Genomic DNA, 18175 nt, shown 5'->3' with positions numbered 1-18175 from the left:
CGCCTTTCCGTCGGCAGTCGCCGAGACCGGTTCGCAGAGTCGGTTCACACCGACGCGGTGCCTACTGTAGATGGCCGGGGTGCGCGAGGGCGGCACACTCGGCCGTACCCTCCTTCGATCCAGTGCGCGGTGGCCGATTCGGAGGCCGAAACCGGCACCGAGAAGTGTTCTGTGAAGGGTGGAATGAAGCTGCCCATCCCGGTGTTGATGCGGCGTGCACCCAGGTGATGGACTCGTCGGCGGTTCGGTTTCTGCTTTGCTACCGGCTTCGGCTATTGTCTGGCGGCCGCGGTGCTTCAAGAATCGGACGCCGGTGCACCAATCGATCAGGTGAGCGAGGTCTCGATCGGGTTTCAACCCGCGAGTTCTGGGAACTACCCGGTGTAGTTTCGGGCACCGCGCGACGACGAACGATTCGAACAGATACGAACATCGGTGGGAGCGAGCAAGCGCCCTCTTCACAGCCGACGGCCACAAGCCGACCACATCGGCAGCTTTCACCACACACACGCACGAAGATGAGGGGTACGAGGACAATGGCAACCGACTACGACGCACCGAGAAGAACAGAATCCGACGATGTGTCGGAGGACTCGCTCGAAGAATTGAAGGCCCGACGCAACGAGGCCCAGTCCGCCGTGGTGGACGTGGACGAATCCGACACCGCGGAGTCCTTCGAGCTCCCCGGTGCAGATCTGTCCGGTGAGGAGCTTTCGGTCCGGGTGGTTCCCAAGCAGGCCGACGAGTTCACCTGCTCGAGCTGCTTCCTGGTCCATCACCGCAGCCGTCTGGCCAGTGACGCCAACGGTGTTCTGATGTGCCGCGACTGCGCGGCGTGACCTTCTCCGCACAGACCTGATCGGTTCGGTCAGGTCTGTGTCGACGGCTCCGACCGTCGAGCGACCGGTAGGTCAGCGCGCCTCGACACCGTGCGCGGTCAGGACGGCCAACAGCTCCTCGGGGCGTTTGGTGCTGATCAGCCAGTAGGGCGTCGGATCGTCGGGGTCGTCGAGGACCACGATCACCATCTGTTTCACCCAGGTGCGGTGCTGCACGAAGGCCAGCGGATCGAGCTGCCTTCCCAGCGCCGCACTTTTTGCTGTCCCGGGAACGACGGCGGCCTTGGACGCCACATCGAGGGGCAGATGAGCGGACCCGACGCGTAACTCGGCACCGGTCGCACCGGCGACCACCTCGACGCGCAGCCTGCTGAAAGCGAACAACGCCCACGCGATGAGCGGGAGCAACACGACGTAGGGCAGCCAGGCACGGATGCCGGGCGCACCCATGTGGATCTCCGCAGCCAGCAACACAGCGACGGCCGCGCCCGCTCCCCACCACCAGATCGGTACCCACAGTCGCTCGGAGTACAGCACCGAGTTCTCGGGTGCGGTGGAGCCCGTGTCGGGGGTGGAGTCGCCGGACTCCGACGCGTGTTCGGCCTGTCGATCTGCAGTCACGAGTCCCAGGGTAGTCGCCACGCCGAGACCGAAGCCGGCCAGCGTAGTCTCGTTCGACGTGAGCGACGAAGTCACCGAGACCGGCACCGAACCGTCCGTCGACCGACCCCGCACCCCGCGCCGGCCCTCCGATCCGTTGTCCGAGGTCCGGGTGCGCCGACTCGATCCGGAGCTTCCGGTGCCGACACGGGCGCACGAGGGTGATGCGGGAGTCGATCTGCGAACGACGGCCGCAGTGACCATCGCTCCGGGCGAACGCGTCCTGGTGGGGACCGGAATCGCGATCGCTCTCCCGGTCGGAACCGTCGGACTGGTGCATCCGCGATCGGGGTTGGCGGCGAAATCGGGTCTGTCGGTGGTCAACACCCCGGGCACCATCGATGCCGGATATCGCGGCGAGATCAAGGTCTGTCTGATCAATCACGACCTGCACACTCCGATCGAGCTCGAGCGAGGCGACCGTATTGCTCAACTGCTAGTGCAGCGAGTCGAGCTGGTGACTTTCGTCGAGGTCGACGAGTTGGACGACACCGTTCGAGGGGCCGGTGGTCACGGTTCGACCGGTGGCCATGCGAGTCTGGAGCAGTGAGTTCCGCCACGACGTTCGCCGCGGGCAGGCACAGTGGAAGCAACCGAGAAGAAGAGAGTTGAACATGTTCGGACGGCGTAAGAAGAACGACGCCGGCAGTGCCTCCGCGCCCGGTGCGGAGCCATTCGTCGACAGCGTCGAAGACGAGGACGACGATATCGAGGCCGCGAACACGGCCGCCGACGGTCCCCACGACCTCGGGGACCTCGACGACGATCGCGAGACGGTCGCGGCGACGCGTCTCGACCTCGGTTCGGTACTGATTCCGTTGCCGGAGGGCGGGCAACTCCAGGTCGAGATGTCGCAGGCAGGCAGCCCGCAGGCAGTGCACATCGTCACGCAGTTCGGGCGCATCACCATCGCGGCCTACGCGGCACCGAAATCGCCCGGTCAGTGGCGTGAGGTGGCAGCGGATCTGGCGACGTCTCTGCGCAACGACAAGGCCGAGACGACGGTCGAGACGGGTCCGTGGGGACGCGAACTGCTCGGTGTCACGGCCAACGCAGACCTGCGCTTCATCGGAGTCGACGGATATCGCTGGATGGTTCGCTGCGTGCTGGCGGGTCCCTCGGGCGCGGTGGCCGAGGGCCAACCGCTCGTCCGGCTGGCACACACGATCCTGCGGCAGACAGTGGTGGATCGGGGTACCGAACCGCACCCCGTTCGGACACCGCTACCGGTGGTGTTGCCGCAGGTGTTGGCCGAGCAGCTCGCGGCAGCCGCACAGCAGCAGGCGGCAGCTCAGCAGAGCGCGGCGCAACCGGCCGCGGAGCCTCGGGCTGCGGTACCGACGTCGGAATCTGCAGCGCCGCAACAGGAAACGGCTCCGCAGCCGACCGCTGCCGAGCGTGACCGAGCGCCGCGTCGGGGAGCGTCGGGATCGGCGATTCAGCAGCTGGGCGGCTGACCCGACCGCTCGCCGAGACCGTCGACGGCCGCTCGGCCGAGGCATCCCGGGTCGCTTCCAATGCCGTCCAGGGTCACCGTGCGCAGTTCGCAGTTCGGCAGTGCCCGAGCCCACTGTCGAGCGACCTCGATCGGATGGACTGCATCGTCCACCGCACCCACGACGACAGCGGGTACCTCTACCCGAGCGAGCTCGTCGAGTTCGAGGCTGCGGTGGCGAGCCGCCTCGTCCAGCGCGCCGGGAAGGGCGGGCCACTGGGCAGCCCAGGATCTGCGCAGAGTGTGCGCGAGCCACGGCGGGCTCGACGCTGCCATCGCCGCGGTGACGACGTCGAGTCCCTGCTCGCGCAGGGATCGCGCGGTGAACTCCGCACTCAGGGCCGCGGGGGAGCCGGCCGGGTCTCCGGTCCACGCCGGCAGCGCGAGTGCGAGAGCCGCGGTGTTCGATGCGTTGTCGGCAGCCCAGCGAACCGCGACGGCCGCCCCGAGGGATATCCCTGCGACCACGACGGGTCCGAGGCGATGTGCTGCGTCGTCGAGGGCGGACAGGTAGCTTTCCACCACCGCGGTCGGGTCGGGTTCGACGGCCACGGTGGTCAATCCCACACTGTCGAATGCCGCCGAGAACGCGTCGGCGGCGAACCGCGCATCGGACCCCGTCCCCGGTAGAACGACCGCGGTGCTGGTGTGGAATCGGCTGTGCACGACACGATTGTGCACGCCTGCCGACACCGCTGTGACGACGGTTGGTCAGCGTGACACTTCGGGTCTACAGTGGCGAAGTACCACCCCGACGAGGGGACGACCCACACCGCTGGAGCACAGAATGGCACCCGCTGCCGCAGGATACTTTCGCCGTCTGACGCGGAAGTTGACAGAGGACATCGATCAACTCGATGCCGAGGAGATGGCCGAAACCTCCGAAGCCTCCGGGGCTCGGCGGGCGTGCGATTGCTCGCGAGGTGAAGAAGTCACGATGCTGGGTCGACTGCGCAGCGTCGAAGCCTGTTCGAAGGCGGCCAACGCCAACATCGAGGCCGAGTTCTTCGACGGCACCGACACGGTGACGCTGCTGTGGATCGGACGACGCAAGATCGCTGGAATCGAGCCCGGCAAGACTCTGCTCGTTCGCGGACGCGTCGGCGAGCGCGACGGACGCAAGATCGTCTACAACCCCTATTACGAACTGCGCGACGACAGCTGATCGTCGCCGGTATGGCACTCTCGTTGTCGTGACCAACAGCGACGATTTCGTGCCGCCCCCGTCGACGACGCCGGAACCTGCGCCCGACGCGTCGCCGACCGCCGAGAAGGTGGCTCCCACCGTCCTCGAGCAGCTCGGCGGGTTGAGCGGGCTCGTCTACTCGACCTTGCCCGTCGTCGTCTTCGTTCCGGTGAACAGCTATGCCGGTCTCGCCGCTGCTCTGTGGTCCGCTCTGGGTGTCGCCGCTGCGGTGTTGGTGTGGCGGCTGGTTCGTCGTAGCCCGATTCAGCCCGCCATTTCGGGATTCTTCGGGGTCGGAATCTGCGCATTCATCGCATACCGGACGGGAGATGCCAAGGGCTACTTCCTGTTCGGCATCTACACCTCGCTCGCCTACGGCGCGGCGTTCGTGCTGTCGGTGCTCGCGCGCTGGCCGTTGGTCGGCATCATCTGGGGATACCTCAACGGCAACGGAACGTCGTGGCGTGGCAACCGGTCGGCCGTGCGGTACTACGACGTGGCCACGATCGCCTGGGCGTCGGTGTTCGGTGCCCGATACATCGTTCAGTCCCAGCTCTACGACTCCGACCAGACGGGTTGGCTCGCCGTTGCCCGCATCGGCATGGGCTGGCCGCTCACGGGAGTGGCGCTGTTGGTCACTCTCTGGGCCGTGCGTGCGGCCGATCGTGCGCTCGACGCAGCGTCGAGCGAAGTCCGCGAGCAGGACCGGCCGTCAGATCAGGCCGACAGCGGCGCGTAGTTCGTTCTCGACCTCTTTGGCCGCGACGAACAGCAGTTCGTCGCCGCCCTCCAGCGGATCGTCGTGCTGGGGAACGATCACCCGACCGCCGCGCAGAATCGTCACCAACGCTGCGTCCCTGGGCAATTGGAGCTTGCGGACCGGCTTGCCCGCCAGGGGAGTGTTCTCCGGCAGCGTGATCTCGACGAGGTTGGCCTGACCCTTACGGAACGTCATCAGGTGAACGAGGTCGCCCACCGATACGGCCTCCTCGACCAGGGACGCGAGCATGCGCGGGGTGGACACGGCGACATCGACACCCCAGGCAGCGTCGAACAGCCATTCGTTGCGCGGATCGTTGACCCGGGCCACCACGCGGTTGACGCCGAACTCGGTCTTGGCCAGCAGGCTGAGCACCAGGTTGGCTTTGTCGTCTCCGGTGGCAGCGATCACCACGTCGTAATTCTCGAGGTGCGCGGCTTCGAGCAGACTCAACTCGCACGCGTCGGCCAACACCCATTCCGCTTCCGGGATGGCGGCCTGATCGACGTGGTCGAGTTTGCGTTCGAGGAGCATCACATCGTGTTCGCTGCGGATCAGCTCGCGTGCGATGGATCTGCCGACTGCGCCGGCTCCGGCGATAGCGACTTTCATGGCTTCCCGTTCGGGTCGATGGGGGAGGTGGGGAACGTGCGCTCGTGCATCAGTCGTCCGGGGGCGGCGGGTTGCCTGCCAGCGCAATGGCTTCGGCGACGGTTCCCGAGACGGCGGCGACGTACACCTCGTCGCCGGCCTGGATGACGGTTCGCTTGTCCGGTAGCAGTCCGCTGCCGAACCGGATGACGAACGCGGCCCGCGAGTTGGTGGCGTCCTCGAGTACCGAGAGCTTCTTGCCGATCCAGGCGTCGTGGAAGTCGAGCAGGACGACGGCGACGCTGCCCGAGGGATCGCGCCATTTGGTGGTGGGGTCGTCGCGCAGCAGGTTGTGCAGAAAACGATCGGTGGCCCAGGGGACGGTGGCGACCGTCGGGATGCCGAGCCGTTCGTAGACGGCGGCGCGCTTGGCGTCGTAGATCCTTGCGACCACTTTGTCGACGCCGAACGTCTCTCGTGCGACACGGGCGGAGATGATGTTGGAGTTGTCGCCGGACGACACGGCCGCGAAGGCCTCGGCCTTCTCGATTCCCGCGCTCACCAACACATCTCGGTCGAAACCCATGCCGACGACGCGATGCCCGGCGAAGTCGGGGTCCAGGCGCAGGAAGGCTGTTTCGTCGCGGTCGATGATCGCTACCTCGTGTCCGATGCGTTCGAGCGCCCCGGCCAGCGATGCGCCGACGCGGCCACATCCCATCACAACTACGTACAACGCCCAGCTCCGTCCCGATCTCGATGGTCGACCACTGCCGACCGACACTGCCACGACCGGCAGGCGTGCACCAACGTATCGGGGATTCGTCGACGGATCGACCGAGGGTGCGCTCCGACACCGTTTCGGGCGCGTGGTTGAGACGTCCGCAGGCGGACGGCCTACGCTTCTGTGCGTGTCCAAGGTCTCGACTGCCGCCAAGCGGCTAGTGCTCGGTAAGCCGTTCCGCAGTGACAAGCTCGGTCATACGTTGCTTCCCAAGCGGATCGCGTTGCCGGTGTTCGCCTCGGACGCCATGTCGTCGGTTGCCTATGCACCGGAAGAGATTTTCCTGGTGCTGTCGGTGGCGGGCATCTCGGCAGTCGCCTTCACCCCGTGGATCGGTCTCGCCGTCTGCGTGGTGATGGCCGTCGTCGTGGCCAGCTATCGACAGAACGTGCACGCTTATCCGTCCGGCGGCGGCGACTACGAGGTCGCGACCACAAACCTGGGCCCCGCGGCCGGATTGACGGTCGGTAGCGCACTGTTGGTCGACTACGTGTTGACCGTGGCGGTGTCGATCTCGGCGGCGGCGTCGAACATCGGATCAGCGGTTCCGTTCGTGGCCCAGCACAAGGTGCTGTTCGCCGTGGTGGCCATCGTCCTGGTCACCTCCGTCAATCTTCGGGGCATCCGCGAGTCCGGGGCTGCGTTCGCGATCCCGACGTATGCCTTCATGGGTGGCATGTTCCTGATGTTGGCGTACGGCCTGTTCAGGGTCTACGTTCTCGGCGACGACATTCATGCAGAATCGGCAACCTTCGATCTGAAGGCCGAGGATTCGCACCTGTACGGCATCGCATTCGCGTTCCTCATCGCGCGCGCCTTCTCTTCCGGTTGTGCGGCGCTGACCGGGGTGGAGGCCATCAGCAACGGGGTACCCGCATTCGAGAAGCCGAAGTCGCGTAACGCCGCGACCACCTTGTTGCTGCTCGGAGCCATCGGCATCACATTGCTGATGGGCATCATCGTGCTCGCACAGAAGATCGGCATCAAGTACGCCCTGGATCCCGATATTCAGCTGGTCGGCGCGCCGGAGGGGTACCAGCAGAAGACGTTGATCGCGCAGCTCGCGGAGGCGGTGTTCAGCGGATTCCCCGCTGGATTCTTCTTCATCACGACCGTCACGGCCCTCATCCTGGTACTTGCGGCCAACACCGCGTTCAACGGCTTCCCCGTTCTCGGTTCGGTTCTGGCCCAGGACCGGTACCTGCCGAGGCAGCTGCACACTCGTGGCGACCGTCTTGCCTTCAGCAACGGCATCCTTTTTCTGTCCGGAGCTGCGATCGTCTTCGTCGTCGCGTTCGGTGCCGAGGTAACCAAGCTCATTCAGCTCTACATCGTCGGGGTGTTCGTCTCGTTCACCCTCAGTCAGACCGGGATGGTTCGGCACTGGACGCGGCTGTTGGCCACCGAGACCGATCCCGAGCAACGGCGGCGCATGCACCGCTCACGGGTGGTCAACGGAGTCGGTCTCGGCATGACCGGAACGGTGCTGGTCATCGTGTTGATCACCAAGTTCGCCGCCGGCGCGTGGATCGCGATCGTGGCGATGGTGGCGATCTTCGTCCTGATGCGCATGATCAGAAAGCATTACGACACCGTGGCGCGGGAGCTCGAGAACGAGGAATGGGACGGAGTTCTGCCCAGCCGCACACACTCGATCGTGTTGGTCTCGAAGCTGCACATGCCGACCCTGCGCGCGTTGGCGTACGCCCGAGCAACCAGGCCCGACACCCTCGAGGCCGTGACCGTCAACGTCGACGAAGCCGATACTCGCGCACTGGTTCGGGAGTGGGAAGCCAGTGACGTCTCGGTGCCGCTCAAGGTCGTCGAGTCGCCCTACCGAGAAGTCACCAAACCGGTCCTGGACTACGTGAAACGGGTTCGCCGCGACTCGCCTCGGGACGTCGTCACGGTCTTCATTCCCGAGTACGTGGTCGGTCACTGGTGGGAGCAGGTTCTGCACAATCAGAGCGCGTTGCGACTGAAGTCTCGCCTGCTGTTCCAGCCGGGCGTGATGGTCACGAGCGTGCCGTGGCAGCTGCGGTCGTCCGAGAAGGCCAAGCGTGAGGTGCTCGGCAATGCGCCCGGTGCGTCGCGTCGCGGCTACGAGCCTCCGGCGGGCAAGTGAGCGAGAGCTGGTTCGGGCTGCTGCTGGAGGTCGAACTGGGCGCGCCGGGGCACGGAGGATTCTGCGTGGCCCGCCACGACGGCCGGGTGATGTTCGTGCGTCACGGATTGCCCGGTGAACGGGTCCTGGCCAAGGTGACCGAAGATCGAGGCGGGTCGTTCTGTCGTGCCGATGCCGTCGAGATTCTGTCGGCCTCGCCGGACCGAGTGGACGCGCGCTGTCCCATTGCCGGACCGGGCGGCTCGGGCTGCTGCGACTACTCCCACGCCACTGCCGATGCCGGGCGGCGACTGAAGTCGTTCGTCGTCGCCGAACAACTTCGCCGCGTCGCCGGAATCGAGCGTGAGGTGCAGGTGGAGGAACTACCGGGGTCCGGCGACGGCACCGGGTGGCGAACCCGAGTGCGACTCGCCGTCGATGCCGGCGGTAGGCCCGGCTATCACCGCTATCGCAGTAGCTCGATCGTCACCGAACTCACCTGTCCCCAAATGGATTCTGCCGCGTTCGTGGGACTGTCGGATCAGCAGTGGCGGCCGGGTGCCGAGCTGCAGGTGGTGCTCGACGGGGACGGGGAGCGGCATGTGGTGGAGATCGCGCCGGCGCAACTCTCGCCCACCGGACGCCGATCGCCGGGGCGTCGTGGAGCGTCGGCGCGTCGGGCAGCGTCGTCTCGCTCCCGGCCCGAGAAGGCCGTGATCGGATCGGGTCGGGTGACCGAATACGTCTCGAGCAGGGCATGGACCCTCGACGCCACCGGGTTCTGGCAGGCTCACCGCGGCGCGCCGCAGGTGTACACCGATGTGGTGCGGGAATGGGCGGACGCCACGTCGGGTGACGGTGCGTGGGATCTGTACGGAGGCGTCGGGGTGTTCGCCGCCGCCCTGGCCGATCGGGTGGGTCCGAGCGGCCGGGTCACCAGTGTCGAGTTCTCCCGTCGGGCAGCCGAGGACGGCCGTTCGGCGCTGCGGGATCTGCCGCAGGTCACGTTCGTGCCGGGTCGGGTCGAGCGCTCGATCGATGCGTTGACCGATCCGGTGTCGGTAGCGGTGCTCGATCCACCTCGCGCGGGAGCAGGACGGGACGTCGTCGATGCCGTCGCCGTCCGGTCTCCGTGTTCGGTGGTGCACATCGGATGCGATCCGGCCTCGTTCGCACGGGATGTGAGCTTGTATCGGGCTGCTGGATACGAGCTCGACGACATGCGCGCTTTCGACGCCTTTCCGTCGACCAGCCACGTCGAGTGCATCGGTCGTTTCGTTCGTCGGTGAGGGCTGCGGCAATCGATCAGATCCGGTGTGCAACTTCGGCGACCGGGGCGAAGGTGTGCATGGGAACGGACACGATGCGCTGAGCACCGCACCGGCAGCCCTGGTATCCGACGAGCCCCTCGCTCGTGTCGTGGGTGGAGTGGGTGGTCCAGGTGTGTGTGGTGTGTTCGGTGTGCATGCGTCCATCGTGATGTAATGGTCTTGTGCACATCAACCCTTACGGCGAGTATGCCGTGAAACTCGGTATCGACCTGCTCAATTCGCCGCCCACGTCGGCGACCGAGCTGGGCGAACGCTGCGTGGACGCCGGCCTTGTACCGGACTGGATCGCCACGGATGCCGATCTGGTCGACACCCTCCAGTTCCTGCGTGACTGGGCGCGGGTGGTGGACGCGAGCACCGAAACCGATCGGGCCGACGAGCTCAATGCTCTACTGGCACAGGCGTCGGCCTACCCACGGTTGACCAACCATGCCGACGACGGCTGGCACATGCACTATCGCGACCCCAACATCGAACTCGGCGGGGTCATCAGGGCCCTGGTGAGCGTCGGCACCGCGTTGCATCTGACCGGACGCGGGATGTCTCGCCTCGCTCGCTGCGCCGCCGCAGACTGCACACTCGCCTTCGCCGACACCTCGAGAACGGGCAGGCAGCGGTACTGCGGAACGGTGTGCTCCAATCGCGACGCAGTACGCAGGCATCGAGCACGCGCGGCCTCGTGATCGAGGCGCAGCGCAGCGCGTTCGTCAGGACTTTCGGTTGTACAGGCGCATCGTGATCGGCCCGAACACCGCCAGCATTGCCGCGCACAGCATCAGCGTCACTCCAAGCCCGCCCGTGTCGACATCGCCCTGCATCAGTCCACGCAGCGACGTGACCAGAAAGCTGACCGGGTTGACGTCGACGAACGCGCGCAGCCAACCGGGCATCGTGCTGGGGTCGACGAAGATGTTGCTCGCGAACGTGAGCGGAAACAGGATGAACATCGACACCCCCATCACCGCAGCCTCGGTACGGACGATCATCGCGAGCATGGTCCAGATCCAGGAGAGGCAGAACGAGAACAGCAGCAGCAGAGCGATCGACGCGACCACACCGACAAGACCACCCTGCGGCCGGAAACCGAGGATCAATCCGAGGATCAGCACGATCACCGAAGCCAGCGTGTAGCGCACGACGTCGCCGAGCAGGGCACCGACCAACGGCGACGGCCGCCAGATGGGCAGCGAACGGAATCGATCGAAGACGCCCTTCTCGATGTCCTTGTTCATCGTCACTCCGGTGTACATGGTGATCATCACCACGGTCTGCACGAGAATGCCGGGGAGCAGGAACTGGATGTACGCCTCGGTCGACCCGGCCAGTGCGCCGCCGAACAGGTACGTGAAGAGCAACGTGAACATGATGGGAAAGGCCGTCACGTCGAACAATTGCTCGGGAACGTGCTTGATCTTGAGCAGCGCTCGCCATCCGAAGCTCAACGACGTCGACAACGACGACGGACGAGGCGGGCGAGGCCCGGCGGCACCGAGTACATCGATGATCGTCGACGCCTGTGGCGCCGTCTGCTGGGCTTCGGTGGTCATGATGCAACCTCCCGGTCGGATTCGACTGTGGCACCGGCGTCGTGCCCGGTGAGAGCGAGAAACACCTCGTCCAAGCTCGGCTGTCCCAGCGTGAACGACGCGATCGAGATGCCTGCGGTCTCGAGTGCAGGCAGGACCGGTGCGGCCTGCGCCGGGTTGCTCAACCGTGCGGTGACGGTGGACGGATCCGGGTCCTCGGTGACGTTGCTGCCGAGTAGATCTCGCAGGATCCCTGCGGCGGCCGACCGCTGGGACGCCTCGAGAACTCGCAGGTGCAGTGAATTCGATCCCACCGACGCCTTCAGCTCGCCCGTCGTTCCCTCGGCGATGACCTTGCCGCGATCGATGACTGCGACACGCCCGGCCAATTGATCGGCCTCGTCCAGATACTGTGTGGTCAGCAACACAGTCGTCCCGCCTGCGACCAAGGCGCGGACGATCTCCCACACGTGGTTTCGGCTGCGAGGGTCGAGTCCGGTGGTGGGCTCGTCGAGGAAGATCAGTTCGGGAGTGACGATGATGCTGGCGGCGATGTCGATGCGACGGCGCATGCCGCCGGAGTACGTCTTGACCTGTCGCGGTCCGGCATCGGCGATGTCGAATGCCGTCAGCAGCTGCTCGGCTCGTGATCGGGCGGCGGGACGGGAGTAGCCGAGCAACCGGGCGAGCAGCACCAGGTTCTCCGTACCGGTGAGATCCTCGTCCAGAGACGCGAATTGCCCTGTCAGAGCGACTTTTTGGCGTACGGCCTCCGGTTCGCTCGCGACGTCGTGACCGAGCACCCGGGCGCTGCCTCCGTCGATCGGAAGCAGCGTGGCCAGCATCCGGATGGTCGTCGTCTTCCCCGCCCCGTTCGGCCCGAGCACGCCGTAGACACCACCGGAGGGGATGGAGAGGTCGACTCCGTCGACCGCGGTGTTCGTTCCGAAACGTTTGACCAGACCGTGTGTCTCGATCGCCGCCATGTCTCTCGATTCCTCCGATGGGCCGCCGCCCGATTCCCCGCGATTGTCCGATTCTCCACCAAGGATGAAATGCGGTCCACATCTGCGCAAACGAATTTTCGTCCCGAACCATCCTCCGGTCGGTTTGTTCCGAATATGTACTGCGGCGGGAAAACGCGGAGGTTTCGATATGAGAGCGATATGACCACTAGTGTCGTGATCGATGAACTCGATCATGAACCCGTCTGTTGGGACGACCTTCCGATGAGCGCGCCGATGTCGGATGCGTCGGGAACGTCGAATGCCGGCCGTGACCGGACGACGCCCGATGCCTCGGATAGCTACGCGGCACAGGACGCGGTGTGCGCTGTTCCCAGTCCACAGCTCAAGAACCTGCGTGCCGACGAAACCGATCGTCTGCGACGGTTGATGGCGTCGGTTGCCCAAGGCGACCGGGCGGCGTTCGCCGAGCTGTACGACGCGACGTCGTCGCGGGTCTACGGAATGGTGCTGCGGGTGCTTCGAGACCCGGGGTACAGCGAGGAGACAGCGCAGGAGGTGTTCCTCCAGATCTGGCGCGCGGCACCCAATTACGACCCGAACCAGGGCAGTCCACTGGCGTGGATCATGACTCTGGCGCACCGTCGCGCGGTCGATCGTGTCCGGAGCGAGCAATCGGGTACCGATCGTGAGGCCGCGTACGGCGCAGTCAGCCACACACCGGAGCACGACGAGGTACTCGAGACGGTGACGCAGCGGCTCGAGTCCGAGGCCGTCGTGGCCTGTCTCGAAACTCTGACCGATACGCAGAGCGAGTCGGTACGAATGGCTTACTACAGCGGTTACACCTATCGCGAAGTTGCGGAGCGGCTCGGGGTCGCGGTTCCCACCATCAAATCGCGCATACGAGATGGATTGATCAAGTTGAAAACATGTCTGGGGGTGATCCCGCAATGAGCGACTCGTCACGGCAGCGACTACTCGACGACGCGGAGGTCTACGCCCTCCACGCGACCACCGACGCCGAGCGACGCGACATCGAGGCCGAGCGCCTACGCGTCGACGACGCCGCGCGAGCCCAGTTCGACATTCTCGTGAGCGAGATCCACGAGACGCTGGCCCTGGCGGCCGCGGCGGATGCGACACCCGCACCCGACCGGCTGCGTCGTTCGGTGCTCGATCGGGTCGCGGTCAGCGACCAGGAGCCCACGGTCCACCAGTTGCCACCGAACGTCACACCACTGCACCGGCATCGGCGGGAGCGCTCGAAGGCCTGGCGGTACTCGATGGTCTCGGCTGCGGCCGCGGTGGTCGTCGCCGTCGGCGGAGTGGTGGTCGTCAGCCAGACGATGGGCAACGATGCGCAGCCGTCTCAGGCGGAGCAGATCGTGGCCGCGCCCGACTCACGTCAGGTGTCGGCGGAGTTCCCCGGTGGCGGCTCGGCCACCGTGTCGTACTCGCTTTCCCAGAACGCGGTCGTCGTCGATCTCGACGGAGTCCCACAGCCGCCGCCCGGTCGCGTGTACCAGATGTGGTTCGTGGACGGCTCACCTCGCTCGGCCGGCGTCGTGACCGAGGATCAGCTGACCTCGGAGTCCGGAACGGTGGTCGACGGTCTCGGTTCCTCGACCAACTTCGCGTTCTCGCTGGAACCCGCAGGCGGGTCGGCCCAGCCCACCGAGGTGCTCACGATGCTCACGTTGGGTGCTTGAGCACAGCACGAGAACAGTCGCCTCGGGCGGTTCGACATTCGGTCAGATGCCGATGTCGAACCGCCCGAGCGTTCTGATCACCGCTGCCATCTGGCCGTAGGCGCCGGTGGCGAGATTCTCCAGCAGCGCCAGCTTGACCTCCGGTGCGTCGCGTGTGAGTGCCTGGAAGTGCTCCACCGACACCACCACGAGGTCGACCGGTGTCTCGGCGACCATGTCGAGCAAGAAGGGCACCGACATCAGCAACGGCATCTCGCCGAAGCTCATGCCGGGGGAGAGAGTCGTGATGCGGTGCTTGCCACCGTCGGCGGCGACGGCCGTCGAGGTCACCTCGCCGCGCAGCATCAGGAACAGGCCTGCCGCCGGGGCACCGTGACGAACGATCACGTCGCCACGCGCGTAGTGCCGCTTCTCCAGGTAGGGCGTCACCGCCTCGAACTGTTCGGCCGAGAGCCCGGCAAGCAGCGGGTGCTCTGCGATAGCGACGACGGCCGGCTGTCGCGCGCCTGCGCAGTGACGATCCAGCAGCAGGTTCTCTGCCCATTGAACGGCCGAACCGAGGCTCGAGTACACCCGACCGGCCGGATCGGACGGGTCGAGGCTCGAGGTCGTGTGCCCCATGATCGCTCTCGGGTCGACCAGAGCCACCACGCAGCCGTGTTCGGCGAGATCCCGACGAAGGTCCTCGAACATGGTGCGGGCGATCGCACTGACCTCGTCGACGCCGCGCACGTCGATGACGAGCGCATCGAGTTCCCGATCCAGGTCGCCGATCTCACGAACGGCGGTCTCGGCACCGGAGAACAGCAGATCGCCGTGCAGTTCGTACACGCGGGCGCGTTCGCCCACGGCGGCCAGAGTGGCCTGTTCGGTGTCGGAACGCCGCTTGCGCGACGGAGCCTCGGTCACCACGTAGCGACGCCGGATCGAGGACTTCGCCGCACGAGTGACATGCAGAAAGTGCAGTTCGAGGCGTGTCGAGAGTTCGCGACAGGCGGCGACTCCGCGCACGCTGTTGCCGTGCGAGTCGAGCCGCGGGGAGTAGACGGCGATGCCCATCTGTCCCGGAAGAACCGCGAGGATCCCGCCCCCGACTCCGCTCTTGGCCGGCAGGCCGACCCTCGCGACCCAGTCGCCTGCGCCGTCGTACATCCCACATGTCGTCATGACCGACAGCACTCGTTCGACGAGGGCCGGTGCGAGCGCACGCTCCCGCGTCCGGGGATTGACGCCGTTGTTGGCCATGGTGGCCGCCATCATGGCGAGGTCGGCGGCGGTGACATCGATCGAGCACTGGCGGAAGTACAGATCGACGGCAGCATCGGGATCGTGGTCGATGATGTCGAACGAACGGAGCATGTACCCGATGGCGCGGTTGCGATTGCCGGTGCGCGCCTCCGACCGATAGACGGCGTCGTTGAACGTCAGAGACCTCCCCGCATACCGCGAGTACGAGGCGCGAATGCGCTCGAATCGATCCTCGGCACTGCGACCGGCGATGAGCGACGCCGACGTGATGGCACCGGCGTTGATCATCGGGTTGCGTGGTCGCTCGGTGACGGGATCGAGGCTGATCTCGTTGAAGGGTTCCCCTGACGGTTCGATGTCGATCTTGCTCGCCACGACGTCCAGGCCCCGGTCGGCCAGCGCCAATGCGTACGTGAACGGCTTGGAGATCGATTGGATCGTGAAGGGGAGTCCGGTGTCGCCGACTTCGTAGACGTAACCGTCCGTGGTCGTCAGCGCGATACCGAATCCGTCCGGCGTGACGGCAGCGAGTTCGGGGATGTAGTCCGCCACCTGCCCGGACGTGTCGTCACGGCACAGTTCGTGAACTCGGCGCAGGATGGCATCGACCACGTTGCTCATGGGCCACACTGTATGTGTGATGTCCGATTCGGCAGCGTCGAGGTTAGGGGCGGCTGACCCAGGGCACCTCGACGTTCGACGGTACTGTCGGCGTCACGACGCTGGGCGGAGCAGCAGGGCACGGTCACTCCGTAGACTGAAATTTCCATTGTGTTTTCCGGCCGAAGGGAGCGATCTCGTTGGGTGTCCTAGCTCGAATTCAGACGCCCGAGGACTTGCGCGACCTCGGCAGTGCGGAGCTGGCCGAACTGGCTCGCGAGATCCGCGCGTTTCTCGTCGAGAAGGTGTCCGCTACCGGCGGCCACCTCGGTCCCAATCTCGGTGTCGTGGAACTGACGTTGGCGATTCATCGCATCTTCGACTCCCCGAACGATCCGGTCATCTTCGACACCGGTCATCAGGCGTACGTGCACAAGATGCTGACCGGACGCACGGGTCTGTTCGACACGCTCCGTAAGCAGGGCGGCCTGTCCGGCTACCCGTCACGGGTCGAGAGCGAGCACGACTGGGTGGAGTCCTCGCACGCGTCGGCCTCGCTCTCCTACGCCGACGGCCTTGCCAAAGCCTTCGCGCTCAAGGGCGAAACCGACCGGCACGTCGTCGCTGTCGTCGGTGACGGTGCGCTCACCGGCGGCATGTGTTGGGAGGCGCTCAACAACATCGCCGCAGGCCGCGATCGATCCCTCGTGATCGTCGTCAACGACAACGGTCGCTCGTACGCCCCGACCATCGGGGGATTGGCCGATCATCTGGCGGCCCTTCGCCTTCAGCCCGGGTACGAGAAGGTGCTGGACAACGGTCGCCGCATCGTTCGTCGCATTCCGATCGTCGGTCCCACTGCCTACGCCATGTTGCACGGTATGAAGGCCGGGGTGAAGGACGCCATCAGCCCGCAGGTCATGTTCACCGATCTCGGCATCAAGTACCTGGGTCCGGTCGACGGTCACGACCAGCATGCAATGGAATCCGCGCTGCGCCGAGCCAAGGCATACGGCGGTCCGGTCATCGTCCACGCGGTGACGCGCAAAGGTATGGGCTACGTTCACGCCGAGAACGACGTCGCAGATCAGATGCACGCCACCGGGATCATCGATCCGTTGACGGGGCTGGCGCGGTCCAAGTCGGCTCCGGACTGGACCTCGGTGTTCTCTGCGGCACTGATCGAGCAGGGCGAGCAGAACGAGGACGTCGTAGCGATCACCGCAGCGATGGCCGCGCCCACCGGTCTCGCCGCGTTCGGGGTTCGCTTCCCCGATCGGTTGTTCGACGTCGGGATCGCCGAGCAGCACGCGATGACGTCGGCGGCCGGGCTCGCGCTGGGCGGAATGCATCCCGTGGTCGCCATCTACTCCACCTTCCTCAATCGCGCGTTCGATCAGTTGCTGATGGACGTGGCGTTGCTCGGACTGCCGGTCACGGTGGTGCTGGACCGTGCCGGTGTCACCGGGGCCGACGGTGCCAGCCACAACGGCGTGTGGGACATGTCTCTGCTCGGCATCGTCCCCGGTATGAAGGTGGCGGCACCGCGAGATGCCGAGACCCTGCGAGAAGAACTGGCAGAGGCCATCGCAACGTCCGACGGACCCACTGCCCTGCGCTTCCCGAAGGGCGCGGTGACCGAAACCGTGCCCGCGACGCGCAGACTGGACGGAATCGTCGACGTGCTGACCGAGCCGTCCGGTGCCACGGGCGATGTGCTGATCGTGGCCGTCGGAGTGTTCGGGCAGATGGCCATGGATGCAGCCGAGAAGCTGCAGCACGACGGCATCTCCGCTGCCGTGGTCGACCCAAGGTGGGTGCTGCCGATCCCGCAGTCGCTGTTGAAGCTGGCCGAGGATTACCGGCTCGTGGTCACCCTCGAGGACAGTGGCCTGCACGGTGGCATCGGTTCGACACTGTCTGCGGCTCTGCGTGGCGCAGGCGTCGATACCCCGTGCCGCGATCTCGGTGTGCCACAACGATTCCTGGACCACGCATCGCGCGATCAGCTGCACCACGAACTCGGCCTCACCTGCGAGGACGTCGTGCAGCGCGTGTCGCACTGGGTCAAGAGCCTCTGACGACGGTCTCTCGCCGGACGTCGACGCCGTAGAACGCGCGTCGTCCGGCCACCGCGCCCGCGACTGCTCTCGGAGCCGTCATCACGAGAAGGAACAGAACCGACGGTTCCCACCGTTGCGTCGCCCAGTGCACGACGCAGCACACCGAAGGCCCGCGGGATGCCGGCACCGTAGCCGACAGTCCGAGCAATCGAACTCGGCAATGCACCGTCGCGTGCCGTTGCGGCCCGCAGGTTCGTCGGCGTCGTCTCCGGGCTTCGATGTTTTTCTTTGCGAATATGTGACCTGTGTGA

The 18175-nt window shown here is 65.9% G+C and carries 20 protein-coding genes; 11 read left to right on the top strand and 9 right to left on the bottom strand.

What is annotated here, in order from left to right; genetic code table 11:
- Positions 1 to 536 precede the first annotated feature (536 nt).
- On the top strand, positions 537 to 839 hold the full coding sequence (locus CH306_RS22685; protein WP_027496891.1) for a DUF4193 domain-containing protein: 303 nt from the start codon (positions 537 to 539) through the stop codon (positions 837 to 839).
- Positions 840 to 911: 72 nt separating this feature from the next.
- Here the strand turns inward: CH306_RS22685 and CH306_RS22680 are convergent, their stop codons facing one another.
- A complete protein-coding gene (locus CH306_RS22680; protein ID WP_045199816.1) occupies positions 912 to 1376 on the bottom strand; it encodes a DUF3093 domain-containing protein in 465 nt (154 codons plus the stop codon).
- A gap of 220 nt (positions 1377 to 1596) precedes the next feature.
- Between CH306_RS22680 and dut the strand changes: the two genes are divergently transcribed.
- Both dut and CH306_RS22670 read left to right on the top strand, forming a co-directional pair.
- Positions 1597 to 2049, top strand: a complete 453-nt coding sequence (gene dut / locus CH306_RS22675; RefSeq protein WP_032398419.1) for a dUTP diphosphatase — start codon at positions 1597 to 1599, stop codon at positions 2047 to 2049.
- A gap of 64 nt (positions 2050 to 2113) precedes the next feature.
- Positions 2114 to 2956: a DUF3710 domain-containing protein gene (locus CH306_RS22670; protein WP_045195399.1), complete on the top strand. Its 843-nt coding sequence runs from the start codon at positions 2114 to 2116 to the stop codon at positions 2954 to 2956.
- On the opposite strand, the gene CH306_RS22665 is transcribed toward CH306_RS22670, so the two are convergent.
- Positions 2938 to 3660: an alpha/beta fold hydrolase gene (locus CH306_RS22665; protein WP_254924113.1), complete on the bottom strand. Its 723-nt coding sequence runs from the start codon at positions 3658 to 3660 to the stop codon at positions 2938 to 2940. The two genes, CH306_RS22670 and CH306_RS22665, sit on opposite strands and share 19 nt — an antisense overlap.
- 121 nt (positions 3661 to 3781) lie before the next feature.
- Here CH306_RS22665 and CH306_RS22660 point away from each other — a divergent pair, with 121 nt between their 5' ends.
- Positions 3782 to 4159 (top strand): OB-fold nucleic acid binding domain-containing protein, encoded by a 378-nt coding sequence (locus CH306_RS22660; RefSeq protein WP_032397922.1) that lies wholly within the window; start codon positions 3782 to 3784, stop codon positions 4157 to 4159.
- 109 nt (positions 4160 to 4268) lie between these two features.
- Positions 4269 to 4919 (top strand): DUF3159 domain-containing protein, encoded by a 651-nt coding sequence (locus CH306_RS22655; RefSeq protein WP_256981241.1) that lies wholly within the window; start codon positions 4269 to 4271, stop codon positions 4917 to 4919.
- Here the strand turns inward: CH306_RS22655 and CH306_RS22650 are convergent.
- Positions 4893 to 5552, bottom strand: coding sequence for a potassium channel family protein (locus tag CH306_RS22650; RefSeq protein WP_032397923.1), 660 nt, complete (start codon positions 5550 to 5552; stop codon positions 4893 to 4895). The two genes, CH306_RS22655 and CH306_RS22650, sit on opposite strands and share 27 nt — an antisense overlap.
- A 49-nt stretch (positions 5553 to 5601) precedes the next feature.
- The gene (locus tag CH306_RS22645; protein WP_045199811.1) at positions 5602 to 6267 is read right to left on the bottom strand and encodes a potassium channel family protein; all 666 of its coding nucleotides are present in this window, start codon (positions 6265 to 6267) and stop codon (positions 5602 to 5604) included.
- 175 nt (positions 6268 to 6442) lie between these two features.
- On the opposite strand from CH306_RS22645, the gene CH306_RS22640 reads away from it, so the two are divergent.
- Entirely contained in the window at positions 6443 to 8440 is a 1998-nt protein-coding gene (locus tag CH306_RS22640; protein WP_045199809.1) for an APC family permease, read from the top strand.
- Entirely contained in the window at positions 8437 to 9708 is a 1272-nt protein-coding gene (locus CH306_RS22635; RefSeq protein WP_094647988.1) for a class I SAM-dependent RNA methyltransferase, read from the top strand. The genes CH306_RS22640 and CH306_RS22635 overlap by 4 nt, the downstream gene beginning before the upstream one ends.
- A gap of 16 nt (positions 9709 to 9724) precedes the next feature.
- On the opposite strand, the gene CH306_RS29190 is transcribed toward CH306_RS22635, so the two are convergent.
- Entirely contained in the window at positions 9725 to 9886 is a 162-nt protein-coding gene (locus CH306_RS29190; protein ID WP_176459288.1) for a hypothetical protein, read from the bottom strand.
- Positions 9887 to 9911: 25 nt separating this feature from the next.
- Between CH306_RS29190 and CH306_RS22630 the strand changes: the two genes are divergently transcribed.
- Positions 9912 to 10433: a CGNR zinc finger domain-containing protein gene (locus CH306_RS22630; protein ID WP_032397925.1), complete on the top strand. Its 522-nt coding sequence runs from the start codon at positions 9912 to 9914 to the stop codon at positions 10431 to 10433.
- 24 nt (positions 10434 to 10457) lie between these two features.
- On the opposite strand, the gene CH306_RS22625 is transcribed toward CH306_RS22630, so the two are convergent.
- Both CH306_RS22625 and CH306_RS22620 read right to left on the bottom strand, forming a co-directional pair.
- Complete coding sequence (locus tag CH306_RS22625; protein ID WP_094647987.1) at positions 10458 to 11297, bottom strand: ABC transporter permease; 840 nt, start codon at positions 11295 to 11297, stop codon at positions 10458 to 10460.
- Entirely contained in the window at positions 11294 to 12262 is a 969-nt protein-coding gene (locus CH306_RS22620) for an ATP-binding cassette domain-containing protein (RefSeq protein ID WP_094647986.1), read from the bottom strand. Before CH306_RS22620 ends, CH306_RS22625 begins: the two co-directional genes overlap by 4 nt.
- A 180-nt stretch (positions 12263 to 12442) precedes the next feature.
- On the opposite strand from CH306_RS22620, the gene CH306_RS22615 reads away from it, so the two are divergent.
- Both CH306_RS22615 and CH306_RS22610 read left to right on the top strand, forming a co-directional pair.
- Positions 12443 to 13198 carry a sigma-70 family RNA polymerase sigma factor gene (locus tag CH306_RS22615; protein ID WP_094630067.1) on the top strand — a complete coding sequence of 252 codons (756 nt, stop codon included), beginning with the start codon at positions 12443 to 12445 and terminating at the stop codon, positions 13196 to 13198.
- A complete protein-coding gene (locus CH306_RS22610) occupies positions 13195 to 13953 on the top strand; it encodes an anti-sigma factor (protein WP_094647985.1) in 759 nt (252 codons plus the stop codon). The genes CH306_RS22615 and CH306_RS22610 overlap by 4 nt, the downstream gene beginning before the upstream one ends.
- Before the next feature lie 42 nt (positions 13954 to 13995).
- On the opposite strand, the gene glsA is transcribed toward CH306_RS22610, so the two are convergent.
- Entirely contained in the window at positions 13996 to 15822 is a 1827-nt protein-coding gene (glsA, locus tag CH306_RS22605; protein WP_094630066.1) for a glutaminase A, read from the bottom strand.
- Positions 15823 to 16001: 179 nt separating this feature from the next.
- Here glsA and dxs point away from each other — a divergent pair, with 179 nt between their 5' ends.
- The gene (gene dxs / locus CH306_RS22600) at positions 16002 to 17882 is read left to right on the top strand and encodes a 1-deoxy-D-xylulose-5-phosphate synthase (RefSeq protein WP_094647984.1); all 1881 of its coding nucleotides are present in this window, start codon (positions 16002 to 16004) and stop codon (positions 17880 to 17882) included.
- Here the strand turns inward: dxs and CH306_RS28820 are convergent.
- Positions 17869 to 18051, bottom strand: coding sequence for a hypothetical protein (locus CH306_RS28820; RefSeq protein WP_143544573.1), 183 nt, complete (start codon positions 18049 to 18051; stop codon positions 17869 to 17871). The two genes, dxs and CH306_RS28820, sit on opposite strands and share 14 nt — an antisense overlap.
- Positions 18052 to 18175 lie beyond the last annotated feature (124 nt).

It is taken from the genome of Rhodococcus sp. 15-725-2-2b (assembly GCF_002259075.1).
Classification (GTDB): Bacteria; Actinomycetota; Actinomycetes; order Mycobacteriales; family Mycobacteriaceae; genus Rhodococcoides.
This window is presented reverse-complemented; position numbering and strand designations above follow the sequence as displayed.

Excerpts from the sequence above, each read along its gene's own strand:
- CH306_RS22685 (WP_027496891.1), top strand. The coding sequence starts at position 537 with ATGGCAACCGACTACGACGCACCGAGAAGAACAGAATCCGACGATGTG.
- CH306_RS22670 (WP_045195399.1), top strand. The coding sequence starts at position 2,114 with ATGTTCGGACGGCGTAAGAAGAACGACGCCGGCAGTGCCTCCGCGCCC.
- CH306_RS22660 (WP_032397922.1), top strand. The coding sequence starts at position 3,782 with ATGGCACCCGCTGCCGCAGGATACTTTCGCCGTCTGACGCGGAAGTTG.
- CH306_RS22650 (WP_032397923.1), bottom strand. The coding sequence starts at position 5,552 with ATGAAAGTCGCTATCGCCGGAGCCGGCGCAGTCGGCAGATCCATCGCA.
- CH306_RS29190 (WP_176459288.1), bottom strand. The coding sequence starts at position 9,886 with ATGCACACCGAACACACCACACACACCTGGACCACCCACTCCACCCAC.
- CH306_RS22625 (WP_094647987.1), bottom strand. The coding sequence starts at position 11,297 with ATGACCACCGAAGCCCAGCAGACGGCGCCACAGGCGTCGACGATCATC.
- CH306_RS22620 (WP_094647986.1), bottom strand. The coding sequence starts at position 12,262 with ATGGCGGCGATCGAGACACACGGTCTGGTCAAACGTTTCGGAACGAAC.
- CH306_RS22615 (WP_094630067.1), top strand. The coding sequence starts at position 12,443 with ATGACCACTAGTGTCGTGATCGATGAACTCGATCATGAACCCGTCTGT.
- CH306_RS22610 (WP_094647985.1), top strand. The coding sequence starts at position 13,195 with ATGAGCGACTCGTCACGGCAGCGACTACTCGACGACGCGGAGGTCTAC.
- glsA (WP_094630066.1), bottom strand. The coding sequence starts at position 15,822 with ATGAGCAACGTGGTCGATGCCATCCTGCGCCGAGTTCACGAACTGTGC.